This window comes from Arthrobacter sp. KUASC02, from assembly GCF_059739395.1.
Map to the genome: position 1 here is coordinate 2,827,180 of NZ_AP046053.1, position 17,951 is coordinate 2,845,130.

The window sequence follows — 17,951 nt, forward strand, 5'->3', positions numbered from 1 at the left end:
ATATCGTCAGGCGGGGGCGTGAGGAGGGTCACTTCTCAGCGGCACAATGCGAGTCTACGCGGGTAGACTCAATCGTGCAAGAGGTGACCTAGGTGCCGAAAATTAGAGCAAGTATGTGCATTTAAGGAAGTCCACCCGGGTAGACTGAGTTCAACAATGAGGTGAAAGGTGTTCTCGATGGCAAGTGTGCAGACACAGGCGGGTTCCGGGAAAGTCACGCGAACTGACGTCGCCCGCTACGCGGGCGTCAGTACCGCCGTCGTCAGTTATGTGATCAACGGCGGCCCCAAACCGGTGGCGAAGGCAACAGCAGAGCGCGTGCGGGAGGCCATCAAGGTGCTTCAGTACCAGCCGAACGCAACTGCCCGCGCCCTGACCATGGGCTCCGCCCGGCTTCTGGGGATCATCGTCCCGGACAGCACCAACCCGTACTTCGCCGAGCTGACGGACACTATCGCGCAGGCGGCGGCCACCCGCGGTTATGCCCTCCTGACCGCGAACTCCCGCACCGACGCGGAGACCGAGCGGCAAAACACAGTCAATCTCGTATCCCGGCAGGTTGACGCGATCATCCTCGCGACAGTTCTGCCACCCAGTGAAGTCGCCGCCATGCAGGTCCAAGGCATTCGCCGTGTGCTCATCGACCAGTCCAGCATCGTGCACGGCATACCGATCATCAGTACAGACTTTGAACAGGGCGCCGCCCTGGGCGTCCAGCACCTGATCGGACACGGGCATCGGGATATCGGCATATTGGTGGGTAGGGACATTGACCCTTCACGCGCAGACCCGCGACACAATGGCTGGAAGAAGGCCCTCAACGAGGCGGGCCTGCCTGAGGGGCCGGCCGAGCTCACCGACTTCACGCGTCAGGGCGGGTACGAAGCGACCCGCCGGCTGCTGGCGTTGCCAAAGCCGCCGACAGCGATCTTCGCCAGCTCCGACCTACTGGCGGTGGGCGCTCTTCGCGCCATTCACGAAGCCAACCTGTCCATACCGGAGGATATTGCCATTGTTTCGTTCGATGGAACATCTGAATCGGAATTCAGCTGGCCCCAGCTGACCACAGTGCGGCAGCCCATCGATCGGATCGCAGAGAGGGTTCTTGCAGCCGCCCTGTCACCGGAAGATCCGGGAGGCGGGATCGAGCTCCTCACCACCGATCTCATCGTTCGCAAGTCTTGCGGCTGCTGACCCTGGAGCCCAGGTAGCTTTCCCGCAGATTCTTTGGACCCACGACATACAAAAAGGACAGAACCAAGCCTCTAACCGATCGCTTCTTGCCCTTCTGATTCTCATGGGAATATATCCTGAGCACACTCAGTTATGAGTGTAGTCACCAACGTGCGGACGCATTAGCAGGTCTTAGCGTCCACGGCGGCCGAACTACGGCTGGACGGCGGTGATGCTCTGATACATCGAACGCAAAGGACTATCCCGTGACCCTTTCCGCCCTGTGGCAACCACTTACTCTTGGCCGCCTTGACCTATCCCATCGGCTGGCGCTGGCACCCATGACGAGAAACCGCTCCAGCCCTGATGGCGCGCCGGGCGACTTAGCGGCCGAGTACTACGGGCAGCGCGCCTCCTTGGGATTGATCATCACCGAGGGCACCCAGCCGTCGGCAGACGGACAGGGCTATGCCAACACACCGGGGATCTACACACCCGAGCATGTCGAGGGCTGGCGAAGCGTCACCGAAGCAGTTCACGCCCGCGGCGGGGCGGTGTTCATCCAACTCATGCACGCGGGCCGCATGTCCCACCCGGACAACACTCCTCATCACCGTCAGCCCGTGGCGCCCTCGGCGATCTCCGCAGACCAGGATATTCTCACGCCGACCGGACCCCAGAAAACGCCGACACCACGAGAGCTCAGCACGGAGGATATCCAGAACACCGTGGCTGACTTCCGCCACGCGGCGGCATCGGCCATCGCAGCCGGCGCCGACGGAGTTGAAATCCATGGAGCGAACGGTTATCTCCTGCACCAGTTCCTCTCCCCCAACGCAAACCACCGCACCGACGCGTACGGCGGATCAATAGAAAACCGGTCGAGGTTCGTGATCGAACTCGCCCAGGCCCTGGCCGATGAAATCGGCGCAGACAGGGTGGGTATCCGCCTCTCCCCCGCCATGCCACTGGGTGGCATCAACGAGGGCGACACCGAGAGGGTGCACGCCCAGTACCGGCACCTGGTAGCCGAGCTCGCGACCCTGAACCTGGCATACCTGCACCTTCACCATGTAGGCGACGACGAACTGCTCCGATCCCTCAGGAACATTTGGCCGACGGCGGTGCTCGTCGTCCGCTACGGACGCAACCGCGAGCAGATAGCCGACGACGTCGCGGCCGGCCTTGCGGACGTGGCCCCACTGGGCCGTTTCGCACTGGCCAATCCCGACATCGTTGAGCGCCTGCGCGCAAACGCCCCGCTCAACGAGCTGGATCCCAACACCCTCTACGGCGGCGGGGCAACCGGATACACCGACTACCCGGCCCTTGCCCACGCCTAATCCCGCACCACACCACCCGGGCCGACCGGCGTGGATGGAAATCAGCACAAGAAAGTTCGTGAAATGCACTCACTCAATGGAGCAGTCGTCCTCGTCACCGGCGCAAACGGCGGCATCGGAACCCACTTCGTCCACACAGCCCTCGCACGCGGCGCCAGCAAGGTTTACGCCACCGCCCGCACCCCCCGCACCTGGGAGGACGAACGCATCGTCCCACTGACCCTCGATATCACAGACCCGGCCTCAATACGGGCCGCCGTCGAGGCTGCGGGCGACGTCACAGTGTTGATCAACAACGCTGGAGCATCCGTTGCAACCCCCGGCATCCTTTCCCACACCGACGCGGAAATCCGGACCAGCGTCGAGACAAACTTCCTCGGCCCGCTCTTCCTCGCCCGCGCGTTCGCGCCGATCCTGTCAGCCAAGGACACATCCGCAATCATCGACATCCACTCCGCAATGAGCTGGTACGCCGTCGGCGGCATTTACAGTGCCACCAAAGCGGCCCTCTGGTCGGCCACGAACTCGCTGCGCCTGGAGCTCGCCGCCGAAGGAGTACACGTGGTGGGAGTCCATGTCGGCTACGTCGACACGGCGATGGCGGCGCATGCCACCGACCCCAAGATGGACCCGGCCGATCTGGTCACCACGGTATTTGATGCCCTCGAAGCCGGCGAGTACGAAGTTCTCGCCGACGAGACGTCCGTGCAGCTCAAGGCCGGACTCAGCGCCCCCATCGAGGCGCTCTACCCCCAACTTGCGCCCAGCAAGTCTTAGCAACAGCTGCCGTGCCGTGGTGATGGGGTCAACCCATCATCACGGCACTTTTCATTGACGCTTACCAATTAACTGAGTATAGTCATAATTGACTAGAGTCACTTTAATTAGAAGGAGCATCGCGGCATGCGGGCATTCGTTATCACCAAGTACAAGGAACCGCTGCGCGAAGCCGAGGTTGCTGAACCGACCGTCGGCGAGCGGGACGCGCTGGTGCAGGTGCACGCTGCCGGCCTGAACCAGCTGGACGAGAAGATCCGCCTGGGCGAGTTCAAGCAGATCCTTCCCTACAAGCTCCAGTTGGTCCTCGGCAACGACGTAGCCGGCACCGTGCTGAGCGTCGGGGAAAAGGTGAAGGGGTTCAAGCCCGGGGATGAGGTCTATGCCCGTCCGAACCAGGACCGCATCGGCACGTTCGCTGAACGCGTTGCCATTGCGGAGGAAGACCTTGCGCTCAAGCCCGAATCGGCCACCATGGAGGAGGCCGGATCGCTGCCACTGGTAGCCCTTACCGCATGGCAGGCCCTCGTCGAGCAGGGCAACGTGCGTCCAGGGCAGAAAGTTCTCATTCATGCCGGCGCAGGCGGAGTCGGTTCCATCGCCATCCAGCTCGCCAAGCATCTCGGCGCGACCGTCGCAACCACCGCCAGCAGCTCCAACGCCGGGTTCGTACGGGACCTCGGCGCCGACGTCGTCATCGACTACCGCACCCAGGACTTCGAGCAACTCCTGGGCGGATACGATCTGGTGCTCGACAGCCTCGGAGGGCAAAACCTGCAGAAATCACTGCGCATCCTCAAGCCCGGTGGGAAGGCGATTGGAATCGCCGGCCCGCCCGATCCGGCCTTCGCCCGCACAGCAGGCCTCAACCCCCTGCTACGCCTTGTGATCACAGGGCTCAGCAGCAAGATCAGGAAGCAAGCCAGGAAGCTCGGCGTCAGCTACGAGTTTCTCTTCATGAGGGCCAGCGGCGACCAACTACGTCAAATCAGCGCCCTGGTTGACGCCGGCGTGCTACGCCCCGTCGTAGGGAAGGTCTTCACCTTCGGCCAGGCTCCAGAGGCACTGCAATCCCTGGCCGCAGGGGGCTTCCGGGGCAAAGCAGTGCTCACCGTCACCGGCTGACCCGCCGATACCCGCTCTTCACGCAGAGAACACAGGAGAACAACCGTCATGGACAACATCGACGCCCCAAACGAGCCAGTCGTCACCTCGTACGCGAAGGCACCTGCCAGCACCATTACCGCCGGAGGCGTCAGCTACGCCTATCGCGAGCTTGGGCCGAAGGGCGGGATCCCCGTCGTGTTCTTCGTGCACCTGGCAGCCACCCTCGATAACTGGGACCCCCGTATCATCGACCCCATTGCCAGGAACCGCCACGTCATCACCTTCGACCAGCCCGGCGTCGGCGCTTCCACTGGACAAGTTCCCGACAGTATCGAAGCAATGGCCGACGACGCCTACACCTTCATCCAGGCCCTCGGGTTCGACACGATTGATGTCTTCTCCTTCTCCCTGGGCGGCATGGTCGCCCAGGACCTGGTCATCAAACATCCCGATCTTGTCCGCAAGCTCGTGCTGACCGGAACCGGTCCGCGCGGAGGTAAGGACATCGACAAGGTCGTCGGCACCACCTACCGGGACATCCTCCGGGCAACCCTGACCCGGTCCGACCCCAAGGAATTCCTGTTCTTCAACCGGAACGCCACCGGCAAACCCGCCGCGAAAGCCTTCATCAAACGCCTGCAGGAACGAACCGAGAACCGTGACAAGCCAATCAGCACCCGGGCATTTCAGACGCAGCTGAAGGCAATCCAGAAGTTCGGCCGTTCGGCCCCGTCGGACCTGTCCATCCTCACTCAGCCCGCACTGATCGCCAATGGCGACAACGACCGCATGGTGCCTTCCGTGCTCTCTGAGGACCTGCATCACCGCATCAAGGGATCCGAATTGATCATCTACCCCGACTCCGGCCACGGTGGTATCTTCCAGTACCACGCCACGTTCGCACCCGCCGTCGTCGAATTCCTCGCCCCCTGACCACAACGCTCGCGATAGGAAGGCACCCATGGGCACCCCACCGGCAACAGCCCAACCGCAGGTGACAAAGCACTTCACGTCCTCCGTCCTGCTCTGGGTGCGCACCGAGCAGGCGCGCCAAACCGGCATGGACTACTGGAAGGGCCCGCACTCGGGCATCATCGCCGCCACACCAGGGCTGGAGGAGTACCGGCAGATCCACCTCGCCGAACACAACCCCGGCCTATGGCCCGCAACCACAGGCGTGGAGACCGCCATCCCTGCAGAGCGGAAGATCGACGGCATCGCGGAAGTCACTTTCCAATCCGCGCTTTCGCCGCTCAAGGGGCGCAAGCAAACCGCCCTGGCCTACAAGGACGAAGTCAACGTATTCCGCCGCACCCTTCTCTACGCCGGCCCGCCGAACACTTCACGCTGGTATGACGTCGCGTCCCCGGCAGAGACTGTCGGGGCTCGCACGGTCATCTACCTCCGCCGCCGCCCCGGTGTCCGCCCAGGTGAATTCCGGCGGGCCGTGAAAAAGGAACTTGTTCCTGCCCTGGCTGATACTGGGATGCTAAAGGAACTGCGCACCCAGTCATTCATGCCATGGATTAAAAAGATGTGGGACACACCCCGCGTCGCCCACGACAACCCGGCGGACCAACGCTTCCACGCATCAATCATCCTGGGATTCGCCGAACCGGCAGCCCGCGCCGCATTCCTTAGCAGCCCTACCGTCCGCAACCTCTCGCATCAACTGAAGCCAGTGGTCTCTGCCATCCATGCCTATGACGTTGAAGCAGCACTGACGTACGTCAAGAGTGGCCGGATCCTCCCCCACTACAAAGAGTAGGGGCGCCGACCGGAGGGCCCGGTCTCCGCAGCTTCGATATACTCATTATTGAGTCCAGTCAGTTTACGTCCAGAGGAACCCACATGCCTGTCACATCCCAGCCGCCCGGACGGCGCGAGCGGAACAAGCAGGAGAAGCTGGACCGCATCACGGCCGCAGCCACGGAGCTGTTCGCCGAATACGGGGTCGAGGACGTCACCACCCAGCAGATCGCCGACAAAGCCGACATCGGCACCGGAACCCTTTTTCTCTACGCCAAAACCAAGGGAGAACTCCTCCTCCTCGTTCAGAACGCCAACTACGCCGAAGCTCTCCAGCGGGGCCGGGCGGATGCTGAAACCATCCGGGATGCCCTGGGTGCGGTGATGGCCGTCGTGCGGCCGATCGTGGAGTGCAACCGAACCCAGATCGACAACGGACGCTTCTACCTGCGGGAAATGGTCTTCGGCGACCCTACGGAGCCACACCACAGCGCAGCACTATCCATCGTTGGGCAAACCGAGGAGGCCATTGCCGCCATACTGGACCGGGACGAACTGGGCGGCGTGGGTGACGCCGCGACGACGGCGCGCATCATCTCGGCGATCATGTTTGTCAGCATGGCCGCAAGTGTGAACGCTGGATTGGAAATTGAAGCACTGGTACAGGACATCAGGACACAAATCAGCCTGCTGATACCCCGCTGACGCGGCCGGCAAACTGGGCCTCCTCTCCGTCACCCAGTTTCAGGACGTTCGCGATGAGCTCGAGCAGGGCTGCCTCATCGTTGGGGATTCTTTGTGAGGGCACACGGTTTCCGTAGGCGTCGATCACGACGCAGTGATGATGGGCGTTGCCGGCGTCAATACCGGGCCATAGGTGCACCAAAACAGCCCCCAGTCTGTCGGATGGGTTGGAGCCCGGCAGATAACCGCGCCGTAGTGTCCTTATCCGGCGATCACGTCGCGTCTCCCAATCAGCGGTCGGGTCATCGCGGGGCGGCGGCCGGCCAATCCTCCGGAGTCGTCACGACGGAAATCGTCCGAGGAGCTTTAACAGCCCGAGCGAGGCGATGACCGTTCTAAGGGCTGAGGCCGGACCCGTGGGGCCGGTCTCAGTTCTTCCCTCAGAAAAGACATCTCACGGTCTTTAGACGTCAAGTCGAATGAGCTGGCTTGGATTTTTGGTGGTCGTTGAGGCACCCACGTTTTCCTCGTTCGTTGCGCTCTTCGGCTAGGGGTGAGGCACCCTGGCGATCAAGTGGGCGGCGAAGGGCAGGCCGCTGGCGCCGGCCCGTGCGTAGTCGTCGATGGCGGCGATGTCCTGGCCGAGGCTTGTCATGGCCTCGGCGAAGAGGTCCATGTCGATGATCTGCAGGACGTTGAGGTGGTCGGCGTTGGTGGTGGTAACGGCACCGGTAAGTGCCTCGAGGGCGAAGCTGCGGCCGGTTCCGGAGAGCAGCAGGTCCGTCAGGGCTCCGAGGTCAAGGTCCAGTTTGCTTGCCAAGGCGAGGATGTCCTGGACGTTCTTCTGGTTCATCATCAGCAGGGCGTTGTTGATGAGTTTTCCGGTCTGCCCCGACCCGGCGGCGCCCATGTGGGAGACCTTCTTGGAGAACGCCTCCAAGACGGGCTGGACCGTCGCCAGCGCCTGGCCCATACGTTCAGTTCGAAGCCTGCCTCGGCGATGGCCCGTGCCATGGGGGCACCTTGGTCTCCGAGGCCGACCCAGCCGACACTCAGCTCCGAGGCAGCGCCCGGGGTGATCGCTAATGTGGTTGGTGTTGCCTCGGGTGTGGCGGTGCTGCCGGTCATGTCATTGTCTTTCAGCGTGGAGGATTTGATGGTTTTCACACCGTCTCCCGGGCAAGGAGTTCGGTCGAGAGGTCCCAGAGCCGCTCGGCGTTGGCCGGATCGAGCGCATAGGGTGCCACTCCGGTGTAGTCGGGGCCGCGGCGGTCCACGATGCGGGCCTCGTTGACGTCCTCAAAGTAGCGTCCGCCGATACCCTCCAGCTCCGGGGAAGTCGCCACATACAAGGTGGTCGCCGCACCCTGCTGGGGGGTCTTCTGGCGTTCGACGGGGGTCCGCAGCCCTCCGGTATGGCGCTGGAGTTTGGTGGCGATGGCCCCGGGCATGACGGCGTTGGAGGTGATGCCGTCCTTGGCCCAGCGGGCGGTCACGCCTACTGCGAACAGGGTTGACGCGGTCTTGGACTGCCCGTAGGCGACAAAGGCGTCATAGGCGACGAAGTTGAAGTGCGGGTCATCGAACATGACCGGGGAGAACAGGTGTCCGCTGGAGCTTAGGGACACGATACGGGCGTTCCCTGCCTCGGCGAGGGCTCCGTGCAGGGCCTGGGCGAGGGCAAAGTGGCCCAGATGGTTCGTGGCGAACTGCATTTCCCAGCCCTCCGGGGTTCGCTCGAGTTCGGGCAGTGCCATGATGCCGGCGTTGTTGACCAGCACGTGCAGCGGGCCGGTCCACTCGTCGGCGAATTCGGTGATGGTGGACAGGTCGGCGAGGTCCATCCTGCCCAGGAAGATGCTGTTGTTACCTGTTGACTCGCGCAATTCCTGCGCTATTGGCGTTGCGGCCTCGACGTTGCGCACCGCCAAGGTGACCTCGGCACCGATGTTGGCGAACGCGCGGGCTGTTTCGATTCCGATGCCGGAAGCGCCGCCAGTGACGATGACGCGCTTTCCGGTGAAGTCGATGCCCTCGGTGACATCGGAGGTGGTGGAGCTGAATCCGAAACCGGTGGTGATTCTTGCCATGAGGTTGGTCTTCTTTCGGCAGGTCGGGAAGCGTTTTTCATAGGAGCCGCCCGGAGTCCTTCGGCTGCAAAACTGAAGGACGGAGGGGGTCTTGGGAAGCTCCGAGATTCAGTGTGCTGCCGCCGGAATCAGGCAGCCAGAACCCTGTGATTCATATGAATGCCGGGGCTACCATCGGGGGGTGATTCAGAGCCGCCGTTAGTGGAGGGTTCAGGTCAGGCCGGGAGTGTCCGGGCCAGGCGCTCCAGCGCCCGTTCGGAGGCACTGCCGGGCTCGGCGTGGTGAATGACCAAGAGGTGACCGTCCGTTCCGGTGACAGCCAGTTTTTCGTGGAAGAGCTCGAGTTCGCCCACCACCGGGTGATGCAGCAGACGCTTGCCCGCCACCTTGGGGCGGACATCGTGGCGCCCCCAAAGCTGGAGGAAGTAGGCGCTGCGCTCTGATAGCTCGACGACCAGCGCCTCGAGTTGCGGGTCGTTGATGCGCTCCCCCACAGCTGCGCGGAGTCCCGCGGTCGCGTCTTCCATGACGTGTTCCCAGTCCTTGTAGAGCTCCCGTTCGGCGGGATCCAAGAATGCTGCCCGCAGCACGTTCGTGCCCGGTTCGTTTCTCGGGGACAGGGCAACGGCCAGCGGATTGGCAGCGAGGACGTTCATGAAGCGGTCCTGAACAAAGGCAGGAACATGGGCCAACGTGACCAGCAAATACGACAAGCCTTCCGCCACCCCGGCCGGCGCGGGACTGGCCGCGACCTGCAGGACCGGTCGCGCGAGCCGGTGCAGATGGATGGTTGAGGGCGGGTCCAGGCGCAGGGCGCGTGCGAGAGCGTCGAGTATTTGCGGGGATGGGTGGTGGTCTTTCCCCTGCTCCAGGCGCACATAGTAATCCACGCTGATGCCCGCGATGCCGGCAACCTCTTCACGCCGAAGACCAGGAACCCGGCGCCGCCCGTAGCTGCGCAGTTCGACGTCTTCCGGCCGGACAAGCTTTCGGCGCGCCTGCAGGTACTCTCCGAAAGCGCTGTTTTTAGCCACGGACCTAATCTACGCCCGGGCGCTCATCAAACGCGGAGCCGCCGAATTCACATCAGGGAACTGTCCATTCCCTTCTAGCTGGCCGGCACCGATCCAGTGGAGCCGGCTATCTTATGCACGAAGGCTCCGGCCTCGTCGAAGTGCATCCGGGGCTGGAGGCAGTGGTAGAGCTGGCCCAGGAAGCGGTTAAGGCGATTCCGTTGGGCGGCCGCGTGCCAGTCGCCGGCCTCACGTCGACGGCGGTAGTGCTCGTTAGGGCGACCAGCCCAGTCAGATCACCCCGAATTCGTCTTCGACGACCGAAGGAAGCCAGAGCTCGCTGGACGGCATGCTGGACGCGACCAAATCCGGACCACCCCCCCGGGTGTCCACAGGAAGGCGACGGAAAAGTAGAGAAGTTCGTGACAGCCGGAACTGGTCATGTCGCCCAGTCCGTCAACGACGGCGTGGCTTGGACCGTGCGGGCCTCAACCCCCTTATGCGCCATCTCCAGGGAATCGGGCACGCTGCCGTCCGCTGCAGGCTCTGGCATATCCCTGTCCGGTCCCAGTCATCGCCATGCTGGGCTCCAAACGGCAGTCTCTGTGCACCCAGACCTGGCGAAACCCCCGGGGATCGCCATCATCAAGGGCGCCTGCCCATACACGCGAAGTCGTTATGAAAATGAAGCTAAGACGCGTCGCAAACGTGCAGATGCAGCAGAATGTGTCCATCACGACCGTCTGCCACATCCTCGACGATGGGGACTTGTTTCGTTTCACGGACGAGTTGTGAAGGATTCCACTTTGGCGGGATCCCGTTCAACGACGGGATCCATGATGTCATCGACCTGCGCCAGGAGGGCCGGGTCAAGTTTCACTCCCGCTGCGGTGGCGGTGTCTATGAGCTGGTCAGGGCGGGAGGCGCCGACGATGGCCGCCGATACGTTTGGGTTCTGCAGTACCCAGGCGACGGCCAGTGCCGGCATTGACAGGCCGGCGTCCGCGGCGAGCGGTTTGAGCTGCTGGACGCGGGTGAGAATGTCCTCGGTCAGGTAGCGATTGTCTGACTTAAGTTTGCCGTCCTCTCCTGTGAAGCGCGATGCTGCGGGGGCTGCCTGGCCGGGAACGTATTTTCCGGTCAGCACGCCTTGGGCCATGGGTGACCAGCAGATCTGTCCCAGACCCAGTTCCTCGCAGGCGGGCACGACTTCTTTTTCGATGACCCGCCAGAGAAGGGAGTACTGGGGCTGGTTGGAGATGAGGTGAATGCCAAGGTCCCGGGCGAGGGCGGCGCTGGCGCGGATTTCGTCCACCGTCCATTCGGAGACGCCGATGTAAAGAGCCTTTCCGGCCCGGACGATGTCGGCGAAGGCCTGCATTGTCTCTTCCAGCGGTGTCTCGTAGTCGTAGCGGTGGGCCTGGTAGAGGTCCACGTAGTCGGTTTGCAGCCGCTTCAGGGAGCCGTTGATGGATTCCATGATGTGCTTGCGGGACAGCCCGCGGTCATTCCGGCCGTCGCCGGTGGGGAAATACACCTTGGTGAAGATCTCGACGCTTTCGCGCCGCACATCGGCCAACGCTTCACCGAGCGTCATCTCCGCGCGGTTGCCTGCGTAGGCGTCGGCGGTGTCGAAGGTGGTAATGCCAAGGTCAAGCGCCTGACGGACGCAGGCAGTGGCCGCGTCTTGTTCTATCTGCTCGCCGTGGGTGACCCAGTTCCCATAAGCCAGTTCGCTTATGTACATGCCGGAGGAGCCAAGTTTGCGGTATTCCATGCTCGTAGTGCCTTTCGGAGACAGACGCTGGCGGCGGCTTCCGGGCCGGAGGCAGCGCCCGCGGATTTTTGAATTGTCTGAAGGATGGACTTGTGACCCAGGCTAGGAAGCCGGCTGCAAATGGTTCCTGAGTTCCTCCAAGGTCGGCGGATTGGCGCCCGGGCGGCGCACGGTGATGGCGGCGGCCACGGAGGCTGTGCGTCCCAGCTGCTCCAGGACGGCGGGGGCTAGACCGTCGGTGCCGCGGGTGATAAGTCCTAGGATCAGGGCTGCCATGTATGAGTCGCCGGCGCCGATCGTGTCAGCGACCCCGGATGTCACTGATGGGATATTCAGCTGTGTCGCGGCGGTGGCCAGGAGTGAACCCTGTGAACCTTGGGTGATGACTGCCAGCTGGGCGCCGAGCCCGAGGAGGTGCTCTGCGGTGCCATCCAGGTCCTTCCTCGGGTAGAGCCAACGGGCGTCCTCATCGCTGAGTTTGACGACGTCGGTCAGCTGAACCAGGTCTTCGAAGATCGATATGGCCTCGGCGTGGCTGCCGAGCAGGGCGGGTCTGATGTTGGGGTCATAGGTGATTGTGCACTCATGCCGGCTCTGCTGCAGGAGGGATTTGACCGCGTCCGCGCCCGGTGCCAGGAAGGTGGCGATCGAACCGGTGTGAAGAACCTTCGGGACATAGGCGGGGGCGACCGGTTCCAGGGCCCAGGTAATGTCGAAGTCGTAGCTGGCGGACCCGTCCGGGGCGATCGTCGCGGTCGCCGAGGCGGTTCTTCCCAAGGAGTATGAGCCGGGCAGGAGCGTCACACCGGCACTGTGCAGGTGCCGTTCGATGGCGGCGCCGCGTTCGTCGTCGCCGATGGCGGTCAGCAGACCGGTGTTGATGCCGAGCCGGCCAAGCCCATAGGCAACGTTGGCGGGTGACCCGCCAGGGTACTCGCTGGTCCCCTCGGGCGAGGTGACGACGTCGATGAGGGCTTCGCCGACAACGACGACGTCCAGGAGCGGCCGGGACGGGCCGCCGGACTCGAGATAGTGCATGTCAGGTCTTTCTTCAGGCGGTGTGCTGCCGGGTTCGGGCAAGGAGGTGGCGCGTTCATGCTGCCGGCCGCGCAGGCCGCGGCGGCGGTTGCCGCTTCCACGGCAGGCTGGGGACCGTTATGCGTATTGGGTTACATTCAGGCTAGTGAGAGTTGCTGTGCCCCCGCTGGCGTAGAGCGAGACCTGGGTGCTGGTGGCGGCCGGGAAGATCAACTCGGTCAGGGTGATCCGGCCTCCCTGGGCGAAAACCTCGACGGAGCAGCGGTCCACGTAGACGGTGATTTCATAGCCACCGTCTGTCGCCCGGATCGGGGCAGCGTCGAGGGACGCGAAAGATTCGTGGAAGTCCGTGTGTCCGGACTCCCTGCGGTCGACAACGATGAGCGCTTCCGCGGGACGAATGCCGATGCGGGTTCCCTGTGCTCCCTCGCCGCGGACAATCAGCCCGAATTCCTCGGCCGTTCCCGGTGTAGCGGTGAACTCGATGCGTTGGACGCTGCCGGCCGCGCCGTCCAGGACCCGCTGCCCCTCGGATATTTCGACTGCCGCGAGGCTGAATGACGGACTCTGCCCGGCGCGTGGAGCCAGCTCCCCGGCGGCCAGCTGGGCCAGCCGCCAGCTCCCCTCGACGCTGTGCAGAGACACTTCACGGACCAGGGACATCGGACTGCGCCATGGTGAGGTGGGGATCTCGTTGGCGTACTGCCAGTTGTTCATCCAGCCGATCATGAGCCTTCGGCCGTCGGGAACGTCGCTGAATGAAACGGCGGCGTAGTAGTCCCTGCCCCAGTCGAGCCACTGGTACTCGGCGAGGCGGTCCGGGTCCTGCAGGCCGTCGGTGACTGTGGTGTCTGAGGTGAACGTGGTCCCGTCGAAGTCCCCGACGAAGTACTGTCCGGCCGAGCCGTCGTTGGGGCCGCCGGGATTGAGGTTTACTGTCAGGACCCACTTGAGGTTTTCCGGGTCACCGTCGACAGGCAGCGGGAAGAGGTCCGGGCATTCCCAGACCCCGCCGGTGGCGTTGGCCGGGCCGAAGCTGCTCAGCAGTTCCCAGTACTTGAGGTCGTGGGATTTGTAGAAGACGACTTCGAAATCCTGGGCTTCCACGGCCGCCATGACCCAGTAGCTTCCGGCGTCGGATTCGTAGCGGATGACCTTGGGGTCGCGGAAGTCGGCTGACCCACGGTTCAGTACGGGATTGCCGGGGTGCTTGGTCCAGGTGTAGCCACCGTCCAGGCTGTAGGCCAGGGACTGGGCCTGGACGCCGTGGAGCGCGGAAGGGGTCTTGTAGGCGCTGGTGTAGACGGCGACCAGCGGAGCCGTTGATCCGGTGCCAAAGCCGCTGGTGTTGTGCCGGTCGAAGACGATGCTGCCGGAAAAGATGTCTTCAAATTCGTCGCAGGCGATGGCTACCGGGTGCTCAGTCCAGGTCAACAGGTCCGTTGAGGTGGCGTGACCCCAGGACATGTTTCCCCAGACGTTGTCCCGCGGGTTGTTCTGATAATAGAGGTGGTAGACGCCCTCATGGTGGATCAGGCCGTTGGGGTCGTTGAGCCAGGTATTCCGGGCTGCATAGTGCAGGGCGGGCCGGAAGGTATCGGCCGTTGTGGCGGTCACGGCAGTCATGAGGGTCGGATCTCGATTCTGTGCTGGTGCGTTTGGGAATTTCCCGGTGCGGGGTTCCGGACGGCAGGGCAGGCCGGCGCGTGATGAACCGGCCTGCCCCGCCGTGTCGGTGGCTAGGAGTTCTTCTTGTAGCGGTCGTAGGCCTGCTGGTAGACCTCGATCATTTTCTCGACTCCGATGTTCTTGAGCTGGGTGACGTAACCGTCCCATTCCTGCTCGATGCCTCCGGATACGATCCACTTGGCGATGTTCTGCTTGACCAGGGAGGTGGTGTCGGTCTCGATGCTGGTGATCTGCTGGAGTTCCTCGGTGGACAGTGCCACCGAGGGGTAGCCGTCGTTGCCGGCGAAGGGCTTGTAGTTTTCGTTGACCGTCTTCTGGCGTTCCGCGGCGCGCGGCTCGGGAGCGACGACGGTTGTGAAGTTCTCCGCGGTGTTGGCCTTCGGTCCGCCGGGGGCGACTTTCTGTCGGCGCTCGCCTTCGCTGGTTCCGGCCGGCGCCGGCATCTGGGTCAGCAGCCCGCTGGCGTCCTTCTGCAGGGTTTCACCGATCGGTCCCCAGTTGGCCTGGGCGGACTGGATGGGGTCATAGAGGTTGTCGGCCCAGCGCATGGTCGCAGCCGGGTATTTGTTGTTCCCGGTAATGGCGAAGGCTCCGCGGGCGATCTCCTGGTTGTTGGACTGGCTGGCGATCCGTTTGCCGTCCACGCCTTCGAGGACCGGGACCAGGGAGTAATTGTTGGCGCGGTCCGCGCCGACCATTTCGGGGACTTCCCACCAGACGAAGGAGCCAAGGTTTTCCGTGGCGGCCTTGCCCTTGGCCAGGTAGGCCTTGTCGTCCTGGGAGAAGGACTCGGGGTCGATCAGGCCTTCCTGGTACCACTGGTGCAGTGTTTGGATGGCTTTTTTGTAGCCGTCCTGCGTGGGGGTGAAGATGACCTTGTCATCCTGGACGATGCGGTGGTCCATGTTGTCCGGGACTCCGCCGAGGGCGGCGATCAGGTCCACGATGTCGCCGCACCAGGAACCGGGCATGAAGCTCAGCGGGATAGTCTTGCCGGTCCCGGATGCGTCCTGGGTTTTGAACGCCAGCAGGGCGTCGTGGAATTCAGCGATGTTCTTGGGCATGGGAATGTTGAGCTTTTTCAGCCATGCGGTGTTAATGGCGATTTCGTTGGGAAACTGGACGAGGCCGAGCTCCTCAATGGAGGGCAGGGAGTAGATGTGCCCGTCCGAGGAGGTGATGGCTGCCTTGATGTCTGGACGGGCCGCCAGGAGCTTGGAGAGATTGGGCGCGTTTTTCTCAATCAGGTTCTCCAGCGGAATCAAGGTGCCGCTCGCGGAGTACGTGGCGATTTCTGCGTCCGTCAGGCCCGTGTTGAAGAACGCATCCGGAAGGTCCCCGCTGGCCAGGATAAGGTTCTTCTTTTCCTTGAACACGGTCTCGGGCAGATTCTGCCAGTCGACATGGATGTTGGTGTCCTTTTCCCAGTTCTTCACCACGGTCATGGTGTTGTAGTCCGGTGCAAGGGCCGTCTTGGTTCCCGAGAATTTCAGGGTCAGCGGTTTGCTGACGATCGGGAAGCCTGTTGCCTGGAATCCGAAGTCAGCGGAGGCGTCTTTGACCTCCGGAGAGCCGGACTGGCCGCCGGAACAGGCGGTGAATGTCATCGTTCCGGCCAGCAGGGCGCCAACGACGGCGTATTTTCGGCTGATTGCCATGGTCATTCCTTTTCTGAGGTGTGTTTTGCCGGCCCTCGGCAGGTGCCCGGGGACCGGTGGTGCGAGGGGAGGGTCCCTATTTGACGGCGCCGATCATGGCGCCCTTGGTGAAGTGCTTCTGCATGAATGGCAGGGCAATCATCAGCGGCAGGCTCGAGACGACGATCATGGCGTACTTGGTGAGCTCCGCGATCCTTTGCGCTGCCGCATAGGACTGGATGTCTCCCCCGGTGGTGCCGGTGGATGAAACATCGGATTGGATCAAGATGTTGCGCAGCACAAGCTGCAGCGGGTATTTGGAGTCATCATTAAGGAAAATCAGGGCGTCGAAAAACGAGTTCCACTGGGCCACGACATGAACCATGACCATGAGCATGATCAGGGGCTTGGACAGCGGCAGGACCATCTTGAAGAAAAACTTGAAGTCCGTGGCGCCGTCCATCTGGGCCGCTTCACGGAGTTCATTCGGGATGGTGTGTTCAAAGAAGGAGCGGGCGATGATCAGGTTCCAGACCCCGACCGCACCGGGAAGGACCACGGCCCAGACGGTATTCAGCATGCCCAGGTCCCGAACGACCAGGTACTTGGTGATGAGGCCGCCGTCGAAAAACATGGTGATGACGAACAGAAGCATCAGGATTTTCCGACCCGGCATGTCCTTGCGGGACAGTGCATAGGCGCCGCACAGGATCGTGGTCACGCTGATGACGGTCCCCAGGACGGTGTAGATGAGGGTGTTGCCCAGGCCGTTCCAGATCCGGCTGTCCGCGAATATCCGCTGGTATCCCTCAAGCGTCACGCCCGAGGGAAACAGCCAGACCTTGCCCTCGTAGATAGCGTTAGGATCGCTGACCGAGGCGATGACGATGAAGTAAAGAGGGTAGACCACGGCCAGGATCGACAGCAGCAGCACTGCCGTGGCGGTGACGTTGAAGACACGGTCTCCATACTTGTCCCTCAGCGTCTGCCGGGGGCGGTGTTGGATGACGGCCCGTGCGGGGCTGCCGGTAGTACGGGGGTTGGTTGTCAGGGACATTTTGGCATCACCACAGGGTCGCTTGGTTGGCCCGGCGCGCCACCGTGTTGAAGAAGAGCAGCAGCGCCAGGTTGAGGATGGAGTTGAACAGGCCGATGGCGGCCGAATAGCTGAACTGGGCCTGCTGCAGACCCGCGTGATAGACGTAGGTCTGGATGATCTCCGAGCTCGAGAGGTTCAGCGGGGTCTGCATCAGCAGTGCCTTCTCGAATCCGACGTTGAGCAGGTTTCCGATGGCAAGGATGAACAGGATCGTTACCACCGGCATGATGCCCGGTAAGTCGATATGCCGGACGCGTTGCAGCTTCGAGGCGCCGTCGACCTTTGCCGCGTCGTGCAGCGCAGGATCGATGGCCGCCAGGGCAGCCAGATACACGATCATGGAGAATCCGGCGTTCTGCCAGACGTCGGAGATGACGTAGATGGGACGGAACCACTCCGCGGAACCCATAAAGAAGATCGGCTCGCCGCCGGCCAACTGGATGGCGTTGTTCAGCAGCCCCGACCTCGGGGACAGGACCACGAACATGATGCCCACCACCACCACGGTGGAGATGAATGCCGGGGAATAGAGCACCGTCTGGGTGAACTTCTTGAACCTCTCACTCTGGAGCTGGTTTACCAGCAACGCCAGGATGATCGGGATCGGAAAAGCCACCAGCAGGCCAAGTACCGCAATCCACAGCGTGTTTCCGAGAACCTGGCCGAACTGGTACGAATTCACGAACCGGACGAAGTGCGTCAGACCCACCCAAGGGCTGTCCGTGAACCCGGCAGCGGGGCTGTAGTTCTTGAAGGCGATCTGCACGCCGTACAT

The 17,951-nt window shown here is 62.8% G+C and carries 18 protein-coding genes and 1 pseudogene; 7 read left to right on the top strand and 12 right to left on the bottom strand.

The genetic code is table 11. The annotated features are described in order from the left end of the window. Positions 1–177: 177 nt before the first annotated feature. The 7 genes from AC6JAC_RS13105 (at position 178) to AC6JAC_RS13135 (ending at position 6,854) form a co-directional block, all read left to right on the top strand. Positions 178–1,194, top strand: a complete 1,017-nt coding sequence (locus AC6JAC_RS13105) for a LacI family DNA-binding transcriptional regulator (RefSeq protein WP_028270726.1) — start codon at positions 178–180, stop codon at positions 1,192–1,194. Between the two features lie 245 nt (positions 1,195–1,439). Then, positions 1,440–2,516, top strand: coding sequence for an alkene reductase (locus AC6JAC_RS13110; protein ID WP_028270727.1), 1,077 nt, complete (start codon positions 1,440–1,442; stop codon positions 2,514–2,516). Positions 2,517–2,579: 63 nt separating this feature from the next. Continuing rightward, positions 2,580–3,293 carry an SDR family oxidoreductase gene (locus AC6JAC_RS13115; protein WP_028270728.1) on the top strand — a complete coding sequence of 238 codons (714 nt, stop codon included), beginning with the start codon at positions 2,580–2,582 and terminating at the stop codon, positions 3,291–3,293. Between the two features lie 126 nt (positions 3,294–3,419). Then, positions 3,420–4,418, top strand: a complete 999-nt coding sequence (locus tag AC6JAC_RS13120) for an NADP-dependent oxidoreductase (RefSeq protein ID WP_028270729.1) — start codon at positions 3,420–3,422, stop codon at positions 4,416–4,418. Positions 4,419–4,466: 48 nt separating this feature from the next. Continuing rightward, the gene (locus AC6JAC_RS13125; protein WP_028270730.1) at positions 4,467–5,333 is read left to right on the top strand and encodes an alpha/beta fold hydrolase; all 867 of its coding nucleotides are present in this window, start codon (positions 4,467–4,469) and stop codon (positions 5,331–5,333) included. Between the two features lie 28 nt (positions 5,334–5,361). Further along, a complete protein-coding gene (locus tag AC6JAC_RS13130) occupies positions 5,362–6,168 on the top strand; it encodes a hypothetical protein (protein ID WP_051628839.1) in 807 nt (268 codons plus the stop codon). 83 nt (positions 6,169–6,251) lie between these two features. Next, the gene (locus AC6JAC_RS13135) at positions 6,252–6,854 is read left to right on the top strand and encodes a TetR/AcrR family transcriptional regulator (RefSeq protein WP_028270732.1); all 603 of its coding nucleotides are present in this window, start codon (positions 6,252–6,254) and stop codon (positions 6,852–6,854) included. Here the strand turns inward: AC6JAC_RS13135 and AC6JAC_RS13140 are convergent. The 12 genes and pseudogenes from AC6JAC_RS13140 to AC6JAC_RS13195 all read right to left on the bottom strand — a co-directional run bounded on the left by AC6JAC_RS13140 (position 6,832) and on the right by AC6JAC_RS13195 (position 17,951). Continuing rightward, on the bottom strand, positions 6,832–7,032 hold the full coding sequence (locus AC6JAC_RS13140; protein WP_231511206.1) for an IS110 family transposase: 201 nt from the start codon (positions 7,030–7,032) through the stop codon (positions 6,832–6,834). The two genes, AC6JAC_RS13135 and AC6JAC_RS13140, sit on opposite strands and share 23 nt — an antisense overlap. A 348-nt stretch (positions 7,033–7,380) precedes the next feature. Then, positions 7,381–7,806: an NAD-binding protein gene (locus tag AC6JAC_RS13145; RefSeq protein WP_028270733.1), complete on the bottom strand. Its 426-nt coding sequence runs from the start codon at positions 7,804–7,806 to the stop codon at positions 7,381–7,383. Beyond that, a complete protein-coding gene (locus tag AC6JAC_RS13150; RefSeq protein ID WP_442853343.1) occupies positions 7,689–7,961 on the bottom strand; it encodes an NAD(P)-binding domain-containing protein in 273 nt (90 codons plus the stop codon). Before AC6JAC_RS13150 ends, AC6JAC_RS13145 begins: the two co-directional genes overlap by 118 nt. A gap of 35 nt (positions 7,962–7,996) precedes the next feature. Beyond that, positions 7,997–8,923: an SDR family NAD(P)-dependent oxidoreductase gene (locus AC6JAC_RS13155; protein ID WP_028270734.1), complete on the bottom strand. Its 927-nt coding sequence runs from the start codon at positions 8,921–8,923 to the stop codon at positions 7,997–7,999. A gap of 215 nt (positions 8,924–9,138) precedes the next feature. Further along, positions 9,139–9,957, bottom strand: coding sequence for a helix-turn-helix domain-containing protein (locus tag AC6JAC_RS13160; RefSeq protein ID WP_043438351.1), 819 nt, complete (start codon positions 9,955–9,957; stop codon positions 9,139–9,141). Between the two features lie 74 nt (positions 9,958–10,031). After that, positions 10,032–10,211, bottom strand: a pseudogene (locus AC6JAC_RS13165) (hypothetical protein); the annotation flags it as partial. 503 nt (positions 10,212–10,714) lie between these two features. After that, the gene (locus AC6JAC_RS13170) at positions 10,715–11,713 is read right to left on the bottom strand and encodes an aldo/keto reductase family protein (protein ID WP_028270735.1); all 999 of its coding nucleotides are present in this window, start codon (positions 11,711–11,713) and stop codon (positions 10,715–10,717) included. A gap of 102 nt (positions 11,714–11,815) precedes the next feature. Continuing rightward, positions 11,816–12,751 (bottom strand): carbohydrate kinase family protein, encoded by a 936-nt coding sequence (locus AC6JAC_RS13175; protein ID WP_028270736.1) that lies wholly within the window; start codon positions 12,749–12,751, stop codon positions 11,816–11,818. A gap of 117 nt (positions 12,752–12,868) precedes the next feature. After that, complete coding sequence (locus AC6JAC_RS13180; protein ID WP_497965005.1) at positions 12,869–14,377, bottom strand: glycoside hydrolase family 32 protein; 1,509 nt, start codon at positions 14,375–14,377, stop codon at positions 12,869–12,871. A gap of 113 nt (positions 14,378–14,490) precedes the next feature. Continuing rightward, on the bottom strand, positions 14,491–16,098 hold the full coding sequence (locus tag AC6JAC_RS13185; protein WP_028270738.1) for an ABC transporter substrate-binding protein: 1,608 nt from the start codon (positions 16,096–16,098) through the stop codon (positions 14,491–14,493). Between the two features lie 76 nt (positions 16,099–16,174). Beyond that, positions 16,175–17,134 carry a carbohydrate ABC transporter permease gene (locus AC6JAC_RS13190; protein ID WP_081818871.1) on the bottom strand — a complete coding sequence of 320 codons (960 nt, stop codon included), beginning with the start codon at positions 17,132–17,134 and terminating at the stop codon, positions 16,175–16,177. A 7-nt stretch (positions 17,135–17,141) separates the two neighbouring features. Further along, complete coding sequence (locus AC6JAC_RS13195; protein ID WP_197024931.1) at positions 17,142–17,951, bottom strand: ABC transporter permease; 810 nt, start codon at positions 17,949–17,951, stop codon at positions 17,142–17,144.

What these genes read in the sequence shown, in the direction of transcription:
- AC6JAC_RS13105 (WP_028270726.1), top strand. Translation starts at nt 178, where the DNA reads ATGGCAAGTGTGCAGACACAGGCGGGTTCCGGGAAAGTCACGCGAACT.
- AC6JAC_RS13115 (WP_028270728.1), top strand. Translation starts at nt 2,580, where the DNA reads ATGCACTCACTCAATGGAGCAGTCGTCCTCGTCACCGGCGCAAACGGC.
- AC6JAC_RS13120 (WP_028270729.1), top strand. Translation starts at nt 3,420, where the DNA reads ATGCGGGCATTCGTTATCACCAAGTACAAGGAACCGCTGCGCGAAGCC.
- AC6JAC_RS13125 (WP_028270730.1), top strand. Translation starts at nt 4,467, where the DNA reads ATGGACAACATCGACGCCCCAAACGAGCCAGTCGTCACCTCGTACGCG.
- AC6JAC_RS13130 (WP_051628839.1), top strand. Translation starts at nt 5,362, where the DNA reads ATGGGCACCCCACCGGCAACAGCCCAACCGCAGGTGACAAAGCACTTC.
- AC6JAC_RS13135 (WP_028270732.1), top strand. Translation starts at nt 6,252, where the DNA reads ATGCCTGTCACATCCCAGCCGCCCGGACGGCGCGAGCGGAACAAGCAG.
- AC6JAC_RS13145 (WP_028270733.1), bottom strand. Translation starts at nt 7,806, where the DNA reads ATGGGCCAGGCGCTGGCGACGGTCCAGCCCGTCTTGGAGGCGTTCTCC.
- AC6JAC_RS13150 (WP_442853343.1), bottom strand. Translation starts at nt 7,961, where the DNA reads ATGACCGGCAGCACCGCCACACCCGAGGCAACACCAACCACATTAGCG.
- AC6JAC_RS13155 (WP_028270734.1), bottom strand. Translation starts at nt 8,923, where the DNA reads ATGGCAAGAATCACCACCGGTTTCGGATTCAGCTCCACCACCTCCGAT.
- AC6JAC_RS13170 (WP_028270735.1), bottom strand. Translation starts at nt 11,713, where the DNA reads ATGGAATACCGCAAACTTGGCTCCTCCGGCATGTACATAAGCGAACTG.
- AC6JAC_RS13175 (WP_028270736.1), bottom strand. Translation starts at nt 12,751, where the DNA reads ATGCACTATCTCGAGTCCGGCGGCCCGTCCCGGCCGCTCCTGGACGTC.
- AC6JAC_RS13180 (WP_497965005.1), bottom strand. Translation starts at nt 14,377, where the DNA reads ATGACTGCCGTGACCGCCACAACGGCCGATACCTTCCGGCCCGCCCTG.
- AC6JAC_RS13185 (WP_028270738.1), bottom strand. Translation starts at nt 16,098, where the DNA reads ATGGCAATCAGCCGAAAATACGCCGTCGTTGGCGCCCTGCTGGCCGGA.
- AC6JAC_RS13190 (WP_081818871.1), bottom strand. Translation starts at nt 17,134, where the DNA reads ATGTCCCTGACAACCAACCCCCGTACTACCGGCAGCCCCGCACGGGCC.
- AC6JAC_RS13195 (WP_197024931.1), bottom strand. Translation starts at nt 17,951, where the DNA reads ATGTACGGCGTGCAGATCGCCTTCAAGAACTACAGCCCCGCTGCCGGG.